This window comes from Streptomyces niveus (assembly GCF_001723055.1).
Classification (GTDB): domain Bacteria; phylum Actinomycetota; class Actinomycetes; order Streptomycetales; family Streptomycetaceae; genus Streptomyces; species Streptomyces niveus.
In genome coordinates, this window is the sequence record NZ_MDCR01000064.1 from 1 (window position 1) to 14,603 (window position 14,603).

The following is a 14,603-nucleotide window of genomic DNA, read 5'->3' on the forward strand; positions in this document are numbered from 1 at the left end:
GGGTGCGGGCGGCCTCAGGCGTTCGGCGTTGTCGGGGGTTCGGCCACCGGCGCCGGGCGCTCGGTCTCACGGACCCGCGGGCCTGGGCCCGGAGCCCGACCGGGCCCCGTGAACAGCCACGGCCGTCCCACTGCCCCGGCTGCGAGGGTACGGACGGCCGTCGGGCGACGGGGCGGGCGAGCGACGGGCGGGCTCGCGACGCACGAAGTCCCCCTTCCCGCCGGCGCCGGCGGGAAGGGGGACTCGTGGGACCGATCAGGAGAAGCGGAGCGGGGTGAACGGCGCCGTCGCGGCGTGCGGGACGGTGTCGGTCAGGTAGGCCGCCATGGCCACGGCCGTGACGGGAGCCAGCTGGACTCCCATCCGGAAGTGCCCGCTCGCCAGGTAGACATCGGGAACCGTGGTCGGGCCCATGACGGGGAGGTCGTCGGGCGAGGCGGGACGGAGCCCCGCGGTGATCTCGGCGAAACGCAGGGCGCCCACCTCGGGAATGACCTCGGCGGCGCGGCGCAGCAGGCTGCCGGTGCCCTCGGCGGTGACGGTCTCGTCGTAGCCGCGCTCCTCGTAGGTGGCGCCGACGACGAGCTCACCGTCCAGGCGGGGAGCCAGGTAGAGGGACTTGCCCTTGGAGATGGCGCGGGCCGTCACGTTGAGCAGTGGCACGTCGGAGCGCAGGCGGAGGATCTGGCCCTTGACGGGACGGATCTCCGGGATCGCGCCCGCGGGCAGCCCCTCGATCTGGTGGGTCCAGCAGCCGGCGGCCAGGACGAGACGGTCGAAGGGCACCTTGTCACCGGTGTCGAGGACGACGGTGTGGTCCTCGATCCGGGTGGCTCCCCTGCGTACGACGCTGCCGCCCAGGGCTTCGACGGCGGTGATCAGCGCCGCGTCGAGGACGCGCGGGTCGATGGCGCCGTCGTCCGGGGACAGCAGGCCGCCGACCACGGGGGCGAAGGCCGGCTGGAGCTTGGCGCACTCCTCGGCGGTCAGCCGTTCGGTGCGCACACCGATGGACTTCTGGAAGGCCAGTTGGCGGTCGAGGATCGGCAGGGATTCCTCGTCGAACGCCGCGTCGAGGACGCCGTCGCGCCGGAAGCCGGCCGGAGCGAACTCCTCCAGCTCCTCGACGAAGGACGGGTACAGCTCACGGGAGGTCAGGCACAGGCGCAGGAGTTCCGGCTGGTCGTACAGCTGGTCGTTGATGGCCGGGAGCAGTCCCGCCGAGGCGTGGGACGCCTTGCTGCCCGGGGCGGGGTCGATCACCGTGACGGAGACGCCTTCGCGCGCGGCCCGCCATGCGGTGGCCAGGCCGATGACACCACCGCCGACGACAACAGTTCTCATGAATTGCTCTCCTGGAGGAGTCGACGCAGGTGGGAGGCGAGCTCTGCGGGGGTGGGATGGTCGAAGACGAGGGTCGCCGGGAGCCGCAGGCCGGTGGCGGCCGCCAGGTGGCGGCTGAGTTCGAGGTTGCCGATGGAGTCGAGCCCGGCGGCGCTGAACTCCCGCTGCGGGTCGACCTCGTCGCCGCTCTCGTAGCCGAAGACCACGGCGGACACCGAGCGGACGAACTCCAGGGCGGCGGCGTCGCGTTCGGCCTCGGGCAGCTCGGCCAGCCGGCTGACCAGGGTGTCGGTCACGGCGGGCTTGCCGGTACGGGTGGGCGCCAGCTCCTCAAGGACGGGCGGGATGTCCCCGGTGAGGCCCGCCTCGTTGAGCCGGACGGGCGAGAGGACCGCCTCGTCGCTGCCGAGCGCGGCGTCGAAGAGAGCCAGGCCCTGGTCGTGCCCCAGGGGGGCGAAACCGGACCGCTTGATGCGGTTGTGGTCGGCGGCGGACAGGTCGGAGCCCATGCCGTTCTCGCTCTCCCACAGACCCCAGGCAAGCGAGAGGCCCTGCAGTCTGCGGGCACGGCGGTGGTGGGCGAGCGCGTCGAGGACGGCGTTGGCGGCGGCGTAGTTGCCCTGCCCCGCGTTGCCGACCAGCCCCGCGACGGACGAGAACACCACGAACGCGCAGTCCGGGTCCTGGATCAGCTCGTGCAGGTGGAGGGCGGCGTCGACCTTGGGACGCAGAACCTTGTCGAGTCCGCGTGGCGTGAGGGTGCCGATCGCGCCGTCGGACAGCACACCCGCGGTGTGGATGACGGCGGACGGGGCGGGGATGCCGGCCAGTGCGCTCTCCAGCGACGAGCGGTCGGCGACGTCGCAGGCGATCACGTCGACACGGGCGCCGAGCGCGGTGAGTTCGGCATCCAGCTCGGCGGCGCCGGGCGAGCCGGGACCGCGCCGGCTGAGCAGCACGAGGTGCCGCACGTCATGGCCGGTGACGAGGTGCCGGGCGAGCAGGCGGCCCAGTTCTCCGGTGCCGCCGGTGATCACGACGGTACCCGTGAGGCTCCTGCGCCGCGGCGGCGGTGGGCTGCGTACGAGACGCGGCCGGAGCAGCGCGCCGTTGCGCACGGCGAGTTGGGGTTCGCCGGAGGCGACGGCGGCGGCGAGGGAGCGGCCCGAGTTCCCGGGGTCGTCGACGTCGACCAGGACGAAGCGGTCGGGGTGTTCGGACTGGACGCTGCGGAGCAGTCCCCAGACGGCGGCGCCCGACACGTCGGACAGGTCCTCCCCGGCGCGGGCGGCGACGGCTCCGCTGCTGACCAGCACCAGGCGGGTCTTGGCGAGGCGGTGGTCGGCCAGGCACTCCTGTACGACCATGAGGGCGCGCTGCGCCGCCGAGCGTACCGGCGAGTCCTCGTCCGTGCAGGAGACGACGAGCACGTCCGGGACGGCCGTGGCAGCCCGGAGCACGGAGTCGAGTTCGCGCAGCGTGGGGTAGGAGTCGAACAAGGGGCGGGTGGCCTTCAGCGCGCCGGTGAGGCCGATGCGGTCGGTTCCTAGGAATCCCCAGCGCTGCTGGTCGGAGTGGTCCGACTGCTGTACGACGGACTTCCACACGACGCGCAGCAGTTGGGTGCGCTGCGCCGCGGCGTCGAGCTGCTCGGCCGTGACGGGCCGGCTGACGACGGAACCGATCGTGGCGACCGGTTCGCCGTCGTCGCCGGTGAGCGCCAGGGAGAAGCCGTCGTCGCCCGGCACGGTGTGGATGCGGACGGCGCGGGCGCCGCCCTTGTGCACCCGTATCCCGCGCAGCGCGAACGGCAGGAACGTCCGGTCCTCGCGGTCGATGTCGGGGACCAGTGCCGCTTGGAGCGCGGTGTCGAGCAGGGCCGGGTGCAGGAGGTAGTCGCCGCCCGTCGCGGTGTCGAGCGCCGAGTCGGCGTAGACCTCCTCGCCGTGCGACCACACGGCGCGCAGGCCCCGGAAGGCCGGCCCGTACTGGAGACCGCGGTCGGCGAAGCGGCGGTAGAGGTGCTCGATGTCGACCTCGCGGACTCCGTCAGGAAGCCCGGGCCGTTCTGCTTTACTCATTGTCGCTTCCTTCGCGAAGTCCGGGCGGGGGTCAGATCACGGGCGGGTTGGTGACGGCGGCGGTGATCTCGCCGTGGCTCTCGCCACCTTGCTCGTCGGCGTAGTGGCACTTGGTCCGCAGGATCACCAGGGCGTCGCGCAGGTCGTTGGCGTCCCATTCGGCGATGTCGATGATCTCGATCTCGCCGGTGAACCGGCGGCCCTGCATGGCGCTGCGGAAGCTGCTCTTGAAGTCGGTGATGAACACGTCGGCGAGCTGCCGGGTCCAGAACTGCTCGATCGTCCAGCCGGAGAACGGCTCGACCAGTGACTCCCGTACCGACATGGCCAGCAGGTAGTAGGCCATCTGGTTGAAGCAGATGTTGAACTCGACCGAGTTGAAGTGCCCGGTGTCGTCGATGTAGCAGGACTCGGGGATCTCGAAGGTGCAGGTGGCGACGAGCCGTCCGCCGTCGCGGGGGTCGCCCTGCGAGGTGACCGTCGCCGAGGTGAGGTACTCGCACTTCTTGGCCCGGTAGGGGGTCAGCACCCGGTGCAGCAGTTCGTCGTCGGTGGGGAAGACGCGCCGGTCGGTGTCTTCGAGAAGCTGGGTCATGTCGGGTCTCCTGATCGTCGCGCGGTGCGGAGAAGGTCGGCCAGGCTCATGTTCTGGATCGCGGCGGTGCGGTCCTCGGCGCCCTCGGCCGACTCGGGCTCCGGTTCGTTCTCGGGTACGTCGATCGCCATTTCCCCGAGCAGGTGCCGAGTGAGGACGAGCGAGGTCGGGTGGTCGAAGACGAGCGTCGCGGGCAGGCGTTCCCCGATGACCTCGCCGAGGGCGTTGCGGAACCGCACGGCGGCGAGGGAGTCGAAGCCCATGTCGCGGAACGACCGGTCGGCGTCGACCTCGTCGGCGTCGCCGAAGCCGAGCGTGGTGGCGGCCTGCGCCCGGACGATGTCGAGCAGTGTCTGTTCGCGGCGGGCCGGTGTCAGCCGTGCCAGCCGGTCGCGCAGGCTCTCGGCCGGTTCGGCGGCCCGTGCGGCGGGATCGACTACGCGGCGGGACGGGCCGCGTACGAGATCGCGCATCAGATAGGGCACGTCGGACCGGCTCTGCCCGCTCAGGTCGAGCCGGACGGGCGCCAGGAACGCCCGGTCGAGCGCGCCGGCGGCGTCCAGCATCGCCAGGCCCTCGTCGGAGCCGATGGGCAGGACACCGTCGCGCACCATGCCGGCCACGTCGGCGTCGGCCAGTTCGCCGGTCATGCCGCTGGCCTCTTCCCACAGCCCCCAGGCCAGGGACTGTGCCGGGAGCCCGTTCGCGCGCCGGTGCGCGGCGAGGCCGTCGAGGAAGGTGTTGGCGGCGGCGTAGTTGCCCTGTCCGGCACCGCCGGTCACGCCCGCGGCGGACGAGAACATCACGAACGCCGAAAGGTCCTGACCGGCGGTGAGTTCGTGCAGGTTCAGCGCCGCGTCGACCTTGGGGCGCATCACCGCGGCCATTCTCTCCGGTGTCAGCGAGGAGAGGATCCCGTCGTCGAGGACGCCCGCGGTGTGGACGATTCCGGTGAGGGTGCGGTCGGCCAGCACGGCCGCCAGCGCGTCGCGGTCGGCGGTGTCGCAGGCGACCACCTCGACACGGGCGCCGAGCGCGGTGAGTTCGGCGTCCAGTTCGGCGGCGCCGGGTGCGGCGGGTCCGCGGCGGCTGGTGAGCAGCAGGTCGGTGACGCCGTGGGTGGTGACCAGGTGCCTGGCGACGAGGCTGCCCAGGGTGCCGGTGCCGCCGGTGATCAGTACGGTGCCGGGCCGGTCGCCGAAGACGGTGGCGGCGGTGCCGTTCAGGTCCCCGTTGACGCGGGCGAGTCGCGGGCGGTGGAGGGTGCCGGAGCGTACGGCGATCTGGGCCTCGCCCGTGGCCACCGCCGCGTCGATGTCGGCGTCCGTGTGGTCGGCGCGGTCGTCGACGGCGTCCAGGTCGATCAGGACGACGCGTCCGGGGTTCTCCGTCTGAGCGCTGCGTACAAGTCCCCAGACGGCCGCTCCGGCGAGATCGGTGACATCCTCGCCGTTCACGGACAGGGCGCCGCGGGTGACGACGGCGAGCACGGCGTCGTCGGCGCCGCTCTCCAGCCAGGACTGGAGGACGGCGAGTGTCGTGGCGGTCTCGGCGTGGGCCGATGCGGCGGTGGTGCCGCCCGTGCAGCGGTGCACGACGGTCCGGGGGGCGGTGCCGCCCGGTACGGGTGCGGCGGGTGCCCAGACCAGCTCGAACAGCGAGTCGTCGTACGCGCCGGTGCGGATCGGCCCGCCCGGGGCCACCGGACGCAGTACGAGCGACTCGACGGAGGCGACGGGGCGGCCCGCGGTGTCGGTCAGGCGCAGCGCCACCTCGTCATCACCCAGGCTGGTCATCCGCAGTCTGAGCGCGGCGGCTCCCGAGGCGTGCAGGTCGACCCGTGTCCAGGCGAACGGCAGGGTGACCCGTCGGGCGTCGGTGGCGAGCAGTCCGGTGGCGTGGAGAGCGGCGTCGAGTGCGGCCGGGTGCAGCCCGAACCGCTGGGCCTCGGCGGCGGCCTGCTCGGGGAGCGTGATCTCCGCGAACACCTCGTCGCCGGAGCGCCAGGCGGCGCGCAGGCCCTGGAACACCGGTCCGTAGGCGAGGCCGCCGTCGGCGGCCGGCTCGTAGAAGCCGGTGAGGTCGACGGGCTCGGCGCCCGGCGGCGGCCAGGCCGCCGGTTCGTGGGCCGGTTCGGGCGCGGCGTCGGTGAGCGTGCCCTGGGCGTGGCGTGTCCAGAGGGTGTCGGCGGGGGCGTTGTCGGGCCGCGAGTGGATCGACACGGTGCGCAGATCGGCGTCGATCACGACCTGGATGGCCACGCCGCCGCGCTCGGGGAGAGCCAGCGGTGCTTCGAGTGTCAGTTCTTCCACGCGGCCCCGGCCGACCTCGTCACCGGCCCGGACGGCCAGTTCCACGAAGCCCGACCCGGGGAACAGGACGGTGCCGCCGACGACATGGTCGGCGAGCCACGGCTGGCCGGAGAGCGAGAGGCGTCCGGTGAGCAGTACTCCCCCGGCCCCGGCGACCGGCACGGCCGCGCCGAGCAGCGGGTGGTCGGTGGGTATCTGGCCGATGCCCACGGCGTCGCCGGTGTGCTCGGACAGGTGCAGCCAGTACCGCTTGCGCTGGAAGGGGTAGGTGGGCAGTTCGACGTGCTGGGCCCCGGTTCCGGCGAACTGGCTGTCCCAGTCGACGGTCGCGCCCCGCACGTACGCCTCGGCCAGCGAGGTGACGAACTGGCGCGGGCTGCCGGAGTCGCGGCGCAGTGTGCCGACGAGTGTGGCGTTCACCCCGGCCGACTCGGCGGTCTCGTCGAGTCCGGTCAGCAGGCCCGGGTGCGGGCTTGCCTCGATGAAGGTCTCGAAGCCGTCGGCGAGCAGCGCCCGCGTCGTGTCCTCGAACCGGACGGTCCGGCGCAGGTTGGTGTACCAGTACTCGGCGTCGAGACCGACGGTGTCCAGGGTTCCCGCGGTGACGGTGGAGTAGAACGGGATGGACGAGGTCCGGGGCGTCAGGCCGCTCAGTTCGGTGAGCAGCCGGTCGCGGATCTCCTCCACGAACATCGAGTGGGAGGCGTAGTCCACCGGGATACGGCGGGACTGGACCTCGTCGGTGTCCAGCCGGGCCCGCAGTTCGTCGAGGGCCTCCGGGCCGCCGCACACGACGACGGAGCTCGGGCCGTTGACGACGGCGAGTTGCAGACGGCCGTCCCAGTCGGCCAGGTACTCACTCGCGCGGTCGGCGGACAGGGCGACCGACATCATGCCGCCCCGGCCCGCCAGGTCCTGCCGGATGACGCGGCTGCGCAGGGCGACCACGCGTGCGCCGTCCTCCAGCGACAGCGCGCCGGCGACACAGGCGGCGGCGATCTCGCCCTGGGAGTGGCCGACGACGGCGGCCGGTTCGACACCGGCCGCGCGCCAGGCCTCGGCCAGCGACACCATCAGCGCCCACAGCGTGGGCTGGACGACGTCGACGGCGTCCAGGGCCGGTGCGCCGGGCGCGCCGTGGACCACGTCGAGCAGGTTCCAGTCGACGTACGGTTCGAGCGCCTTGGCGCATTCGCCCAGGCGTATCGCGAACGCCGGTGAGTGCTCCAGCAGTTCGACGCCCATGCCCTGCCACTGCGAACCCTGTCCCGGGAAGACCAGCACGGCGCGCGAGTCGCCGCGTTGCAGGCCCTGGACCACGGCGGCGGACGAGTTCCCGGCGGCCAGCGCGTCGAGCCCGGCGAGCAGGCCGTCGCGGTCGGCGTCCACGACCACGGCCCGGTGTTCCAGGGCGGCGCGGCCCCGGGCAAGCGTGGCGGCGGCGTCCAGTTCGTCGACGTCGCCGTTCTCGCGCAGGTGGGCGGCGATGCGCGCCGCCTGGGCGCGCATCGCCTCGGGGGTCGAGCCCGAGACGGTCAGCGGGACGACCGGGGGCCGCTGGCCGCGCGGTTCGCCCGGGCCGGCCGGCGGCGCCTGCTCGATGATCACGTGGGCGTTGGTGCCGCTGACGCCGAAGGAGGAGACGGCGGCGCGGCGCGGGCGGCCGTCGGCCGTCCACTCCCTGGGCTCGGTGAGCAGTTCGACGGCGCCCTCGGTCCAGTCGATGTGCGGCGAGGGGGTCTCGGCGTGGAGGGTGCGCGGCAGTACGCCGTGGCGCATCGCCATCACCATCTTGATGACGCCGGCGACGCCGGCGGCGGCCTGGGTGTGCCCGAGGTTGGACTTGACCGAGCCGAGCCACAGCGGGTCGTCGCGTCGCTCCTGGCCGTAGGTGGCCATCAGCGCCTGTGCCTCGATCGGGTCGCCGAGGGTGGTGCCGGTGCCGTGGCCCTCGACCGCGTCGATGTCGGCGAGTGTCAGACCGGCGGAGGCCACGGCCTGCCGGATCACCCGCTGCTGGGCGGGGCCGTTGGGGGCCGCGATGCCGTTGGACGCGCCGTCCTGGTTGATCGCCGAGCCGCGGATCACCGCGACCACCGGGTGACCGTTGCGGCGGGCGTCCGACAGGCGTTCGAGCACCAGGAGTCCGGCGCCCTCGCCCCAGCCGGTGCCGTCTGCGCCGGCGCCGTACGCCTTGCAGCGGCCGTCGGCGGCGAGGCCGCTCTGCAGGCTCATCCCGACGAACGTCTCGGGCGTGGCCATCACGGTGACGCCGCCCGCCAGGGCGAGCGTGCACTCGCCCTGCCGCAGCGACTGCATCGCCCAGTGCATGGCCACCAGGGAGGAGGAGCAGGCGGTGTCGATGGTGACCGCCGGGCCCTGGAGACCCAGGGCGTAGGCGATGCGTCCGGAGGCGATGCTGCCGAGGCCGCCGCCGGCGGTGAAGCCCGCGAGGTCCTCGGGGACGGCGCCGGAGCGGGTCGTCCAGTCGTGGTTCATGACACCGGCGAACACACCGGCGGCGGTGCCGTGCAGGGAGTGCGGATCGATGCCGCCCTGTTCGAGGGCCTCCCAGGCGACTTCGAGGAGCATGCGGTGCTGGGGGTCCATCGCCTGGGCCTCCTTCGGGCTGATGCCGAAGAAGGCGGGGTCGAACTCGGCGACGTCGTGCAGGAAGCCGCCCTCACGGGTGTACGTGGTGCCGTGCTTGCCGGGCTCGGGGTCGTAGATGTCGTCGGTGTGCCAGTCCCGGTCGTCCGGGAACTCGGTGATGGCGTCGGTGCCGCCGGCGACCAGCCGCCACAGTTCCTCGGCGGAGGTCACGCCGCCCGGGTAGCGGCAGCCCATCGCCACGATCGCGATGGGCTCGTCCGTCGCGGCCCGCACGGTGGCGCGCGGCGCGGCGACGACGGGTGCGGCCCCGCGTACGGTTTCGAGGACGTGGTCGACCAGGGCGCGCGGCGTGGGGTGGTCGAAGATCAGCGTGGAGGTGAGCCGCAGCCCGGTGGCCGTACCGAGCGCGTTGCGCAGTTCGATGGCGGCCAGTGAGTCGAAGCCCAGCTCGGTGAAGGCGCGGCGCGGGTCGATCGCGGTGCCGCTGTCGTGTCCGAGTACGGCGGCGATCTGGGTCCGGACCAGGTCGAGGACGATCCGTTCGCGTTCGGCGTCCGGCTTTCCGGCGAGCCGGTCGGCCAGTGCGCCGCCGGGGCCGCTCGCGGCCGCCGCGGCGGTGTTCCGCCGGGCGGGCGGGCGGACCAGTCCCCGCAGCATCGGCGGGATGCCTTCGGAGCGGGCCCGCAGCGCGGGGGCGTCGATGCGCAGCGGCACCAGGGCGGGCGCGCCGGTGACGAGGGACTGGTCCAGGAGGGCGAGGTTCTCCTCGGCGTCCAGGGCGGGGAGTCCGGAGCGCTCGGCGCGGCGGAGGGTGACCTCGTCCAGTCGGGCGCCCATTCCCGCGTCGCCCGCCCACAGGTTCCACGCGAGGGAGGTCGCGGGGAGGCCCTGGGTGGCCCGGTGCGCGGCGAGCGCGTCCAGGAAGGCGTTGGCGGCGGCGTAGTTGCCCTGCCCGGCCGCCTCCATGGTCCCGGCCGCGGAGGAGAACAGGACGAAGGCGGCGAGCGGCAGGTCACGGGTCAGCTCGTGCAGATGCCAGGCACCGTCGGCCTTGCCGTGGAAGACGGTGTGGACCTGCTCGGGCGTGAGCGATCCGGCGAGCCCGTCGTCGACGACTCCGGCGCTGTGGACGACACCCGTCAGCGGGTGCTCGCCGGGGACCGTCTCCAGCAGCGCGGCCAGGGCCGCGCGGTCGGCGACATCACAGGCGGCGACCGTGGCCTGGGCGCCCAAGCCGGCCAGTTCGGCGACGAGTTCGGCGGCGCCGGGGCTGTCGGGGCCGCGTCGCCCGGTGAGCAGCAGGTGCCGCACGCCGTGCTGTCGTACGAGGTGACGGGCGACCACGCCGCCCAGACCGCCGGTGCCGCCGGTGATCAGCACGGTGCCGTCCGGGTGCCACGCGACGGGGCGCGGGTCCTCGGGTACGGGCGTCCTGGCCAGGCGGGGCACGAGTACCTTGCCGTCGCGCAGGGCGAGTTGGGGTTCGCCGGTGGCCAGGGCGGCGCGCAGTTCGTGTTCGGGCACGTCGTGGTCGGTGCCGACGAGGACGAAGCGGCCCGGGTTCTCGGCCTGGGCGGAGCGCACGAGCGCCCACAGGGACGCGAGGGTGAAGTCGTACGGCTCGCCGCGGGTGACGATCGCGAGGCGGGTGTCGTCGCGCAGCGCGTCCTGGACGAGGGTGAGGGCGTGCAGTGTCGCCGCCCGGGCCGCGTCGGCCGGTTCGCCGGGGAAGGTCTCGGGGACGTACGCCAGTTGGAACTCGTGCGACGCGGCGTACGGCTCGGACGGGGCCTGGACGGCGGTCCATTCGACGCGCAGCAGCGAGCCGCCGCCCGAGGCGGACGGCCGTACGCCGTTGACCGGCACGGGGCGCTGGACGAGCGAGCGGACGGTGGCGACCGGCGCCCCGTTCGCGTCGGCGAGTTCGACCGTGACCTCGTCCGGGGCGGTCTGGACGACGTGGACGCGTACGGCGGTGGCGCCGGTGGCGTGGAGTTCGACACCGCGCCAGGCGAACGGCAGCCGCACCTGGCCGTCGTCCTCCGGGCCTTCGGCGGCGTGCAGTGAGGAGTCCAGCAGCGCGGGGTGCAGTCCGAACCGCTCGCCTCCGGCCTCGTCGAGTGCGACCTCGGCGAACACGTCGTCCCCGCGGCGCCAGGCGGCGCGCACGCGTCGGAACGCGGGCCCGTAGCCGTACCCCTGCGCGGCCTGACGCTCGTAGAGGCCGTCGACGTCGATCGGCTCGGCGTCGGCCGGCGGCCACTGGGCGAACACGGCCGGGTCGGCCGCCGCGCCCTCGCCGTGTTCAGCGAGTGTTCCGCTGGCGTGGCGGGTCCAGTTGTCCTCGCTCCGCGCGGGGCGCGAGTAGATGTCGACCGAGCGGCGGCCCGAGGCGTCGGGCGCGCCGACGACGACCTGGATCTCGACCCCGGCGTCGGTGGTGACCGCCAGCGGTGTCTCCAGGGTGAGTTCCTCCACCGCGGCGCAGCCCGCCTCGTCGCCGGCGCGGACGGCCAGTTCGACGAGGGCGGTGCCGGGTACGAGGACGACACCCGCGATGACATGGTCGGCCAGCCAGGGCTGTGCCCGGGTGGACATCCGGCCCGTCAGGATCACTCCGTCGGCGCCCGCGAGGCTGACGGCGCTGTCCAGCATCGGGTGCCCGATCGTGCCGGGGTGGCTGCTTCCGGCGTCCAGCCAGTAGCGCTTGCGCTGGAACGAGTAGGTGGGCAGCGCGGTGCGGTGGGCGCCGCGGCCGGCGAAGAAGCGGTCCCAGTCGACCGCGAGACCGTGGGCGTGCGCCAGGCCGAGCGCGGTGAGACTCTGGCGCTCCTCGTCGTGGCCGTCGCGCAGCAGCGCGGCGAACGCTGCGTCGGCGCCGCCGTCGGTCAGGCAGTCGCGGCCCATCGCCGACAGGACGGCGTCGGGGCCCAGTTCCAGATACGTGGTGACGCCCTGGGATTCGAGCCAGCTCATGGCGTCGGCGAACCGGACAGGCTCTCGCACGTGGCGTACCCAGTAGTCGGCGTCGAACGCGGCGACGGGCTCGCCGGTCAGGTTGGACACCACGGGGATACGCGGCGGCTGGTAGGTCAGGGTCTCGGCGACGCGGCGGAAGTCGTCGAGCATCGGTTCCATCAGCGGCGAGTGGAACGCGTGCGAGACGCGCAGCCGCCGCGTCTTGCGGCCCTCCTCGGTGAAGCGGGCGGCGACGGCGAGTACGGCGTCGGTCTCACCGGACAGCACGACCGCGGCCGGGCCGTTGACGGCGGCGATGCCGACCTTCTCGGTGAGATACGGGGCGACTTCGGCCTCCGCCGCCTGGACGGCGACCATGGCGCCGCCGGCGGGAAGCTCCTGCATCAGCGTGCCGCGCGCGCCGACGAGCAGCGCCGCGTCGGCCAGGTTCATGACGCCTGCGACGTGCGCGGCGGCGATCTCGCCGATGGAGTGTCCGGTGAGGAGTCCGGGCGTGACGCCCCACGACTCCAGCAGCCGGAACATGGCGGTCTCGACGGCGAAGAGGGCGGCCTGCGCGTAGCGGGTCTGCTGGAGCAGTTCGGCCTGCGCCGAACCGGGCTCGGCGAACAGCACCTCGCCCAGGGGTTCGTCGAGGTGGAGGTCGAGGTGGTCGGCGGCGTCCTGGAGCGCCCGCGCGAACACCGGGAAGGCGCGCACCAGTTCGCGGCCCATGCCAAGACGCTGGCTGCCCTGGCCGGTGAAGAGGAACGCGGTACGGCCTGCGGCCGGCGTCGTACCGGTGAGCAGTCCGGGCGCGCTCTCGCCCGCGGCGAGGGCGGTCAGGGCGCGGCGCAGTTCGGCACGGTCGGCGGCCACGACGGTGGCGCGGTCGCGCAGCGCGGCGCGCGTGGTGGCGGCCGAGTAGGCGAGGTCCAGCGGCGAGGCGTCGTCGACCGCCGTCAGGAGCCGTTCGGCCTGGCCGCGCAGTGCGTCCTGGCCCTGGGCGGACAGGACGACCGGCACGGGGCGCTCGGCCACCGGGGGTTCGTCGCCCCCGTCGGCGGCGGCGACGGAGGCGGGCGGCTCCTCGATGATGACGTGGGCGTTGGTGCCGCTCGCGCCGAACGAGGAGATTCCGGCACGGCGCGGTGTGTCCGCGGCTTCCCACGGGACGGGCTCGGTGAGGAGCTGGACGGTGCCGTCCGACCAGTCGACGTGCGTGGTCGGCGCGTCCACGTGCAGGGTGCGCGGCAGCGTGCTGTGACGCATCGCCTGCACCATCTTGATGATTCCGGCGGCGCCCGCCGCCGCTCCGGTGTGGCCGATGTTGGACTTCACCGACCCCAGCCACAGGGGCTTCTCGGGTGAGCGTCCGCGTCCGTAGGCGGCGACCAGGGCCTGGCCCTCGATGGGGTCGCCGAGTGTGGTGCCAGTGCCGTGCGCCTCGACCGCGTCGACCTCGTCGGCGGTCAGACGGGCGTCGGCGAGCGCGCGGCGGATGACACGCTGCTGCGCGAGGCCGTTGGGGGCGGACAGGCCGTTGGTCGCGCCGTCCTGGTTGATGGCGGTGCCGCGGATCACGGCCAGTACGGGGTGCCCGTCGCGCAGCGCGTCGGACAGGCGGGCGAGGACGAACACGCCGACGCCTTCGGCGAACGAGGTGCCGTCCGCCGCGGCGGCGAACGCCTTGATGCGTCCGTCGGGGGCCAGACCGCGCTGGCGGCTGAAGGTGGTGAACGTGCCGGGGCTGGATATCACGGTGACACCGCCGGCCAGCGCCAGCTCGCACTCCCCGCCCTGGAGCGAGCGCACGGCCAGGTGGAGGGCCGTGAGCGAGCCCGAGCACGCGGTGTCGACGGTGAGTGTGGGGCCTTCGAAGCCGAGGGTGTAGGCGACGCGGCCGGACACGACGCTGGGCAGGTTGCCGCCCAGGACGTAGCCGTCGAGACCCTCGGGGGCCTCGTGCGTCCGGGGCCCGTACTCGTGCGGCTCCACTCCGATGAACACGCCCGAGGGTGTGCCGCGCAGGCGGCCCGGGTCGATGCCCGCGTGTTCGAGCGCTTCCCAGGAGGTCTCCAGCAGCAGCCGCTGCTGGGGGTCCATGGCCAGCGCTTCCTTGGGACTGATCTGGAAGAAGTCGGCGTCGAAGTCGGCGGCGTCCGGGAGGAATCCGCCGCGCCGCACATAACTGGCGCCGGTGACGGACGGGTCCGGGTTGTAGATGCGGTCGAGGTCCCAGCCTCGGTCGGAGGGGAAGTCCGTGAGCACATGGGTGTCGTCGGCGACGATCCGCCACAGGTCCTCGGGCGTGCTCACACCACCGGGGAAGCGGCAGCCGATTCCGACGATCGCGATCGGCTCGCCGAACGCCGACGGCAGGGCGGGCGCCGCCGTCTCGTCGGGTGCGTCCGCTCCGGCGGTGCCGTGCAGCAGGTCGGCCAGGTGGCCGGCGAGGGCGATCGGTGTCGGGTGGTCGAAGGCAAGGGTGACGGGCAGGTCCACCCCCACCTCGGCGGCGAGCCGCCGCTGCAACTGGACCAGGCCCAGCGAGTCCAGGCCCCCCGCCAGGAACGGGCGGTCGGCGGCCAGGTCGATGGCCCCTTCCCCGTAGGCGTCCGGGTCGGCGGTCCGCAACACCGCTGCGGCTTGCGCCAGCACCAGTTCCAGCATCGCGGCCCTTGACTGCTCGGTCATGTG

General features: G+C 73.6%; 4 protein-coding genes. All 4 read right to left on the reverse strand.

All coding sequences use genetic code 11. The features are described 5' to 3' along the window. Nucleotides 1-255: 255 nt before the first annotated feature. The 4 genes from thiO to BHU15_RS09010 are packed head-to-tail and all read right to left on the reverse strand — an operon-like array spanning nt 256 to nt 14,600. Nucleotides 256-1,344: a glycine oxidase ThiO gene (gene thiO / locus BHU15_RS08995; protein WP_069626707.1), complete on the reverse strand. Its 1,089-nt coding sequence runs from the start codon at nt 1,342-1,344 to the stop codon at nt 256-258. After that, nucleotides 1,341-3,425 (reverse strand): type I polyketide synthase, encoded by a 2,085-nt coding sequence (locus tag BHU15_RS09000; RefSeq protein ID WP_069626708.1) that lies wholly within the window; start codon nt 3,423-3,425, stop codon nt 1,341-1,343. Before BHU15_RS09000 ends, thiO begins: the two co-directional genes overlap by 4 nt. 31 nt (nt 3,426-3,456) lie before the next feature. Continuing rightward, nucleotides 3,457-4,020, reverse strand: a complete 564-nt coding sequence (locus BHU15_RS09005; protein WP_069626709.1) for an FcoT family thioesterase — start codon at nt 4,018-4,020, stop codon at nt 3,457-3,459. Beyond that, nucleotides 4,017-14,600 (reverse strand): type I polyketide synthase, encoded by a 10,584-nt coding sequence (locus BHU15_RS09010; RefSeq protein ID WP_171908340.1) that lies wholly within the window; start codon nt 14,598-14,600, stop codon nt 4,017-4,019. The genes BHU15_RS09005 and BHU15_RS09010 overlap by 4 nt, the downstream gene beginning before the upstream one ends. Nucleotides 14,601-14,603: the final 3 nt, after the last annotated feature.

Bases quoted from the DNA above. Each gene is read 5' to 3' on its own strand.
- BHU15_RS09010 (WP_171908340.1), bottom strand. From the start codon at position 14,600: ATGACCGAGCAGTCAAGGGCCGCGATGCTGGAACTGGTGCTGGCGCAA.
- BHU15_RS09005 (WP_069626709.1), bottom strand. From the start codon at position 4,020: ATGACCCAGCTTCTCGAAGACACCGACCGGCGCGTCTTCCCCACCGAC.
- BHU15_RS09000 (WP_069626708.1), bottom strand. From the start codon at position 3,425: ATGAGTAAAGCAGAACGGCCCGGGCTTCCTGACGGAGTCCGCGAGGTC.
- thiO (WP_069626707.1), bottom strand. From the start codon at position 1,344: ATGAGAACTGTTGTCGTCGGCGGTGGTGTCATCGGCCTGGCCACCGCA.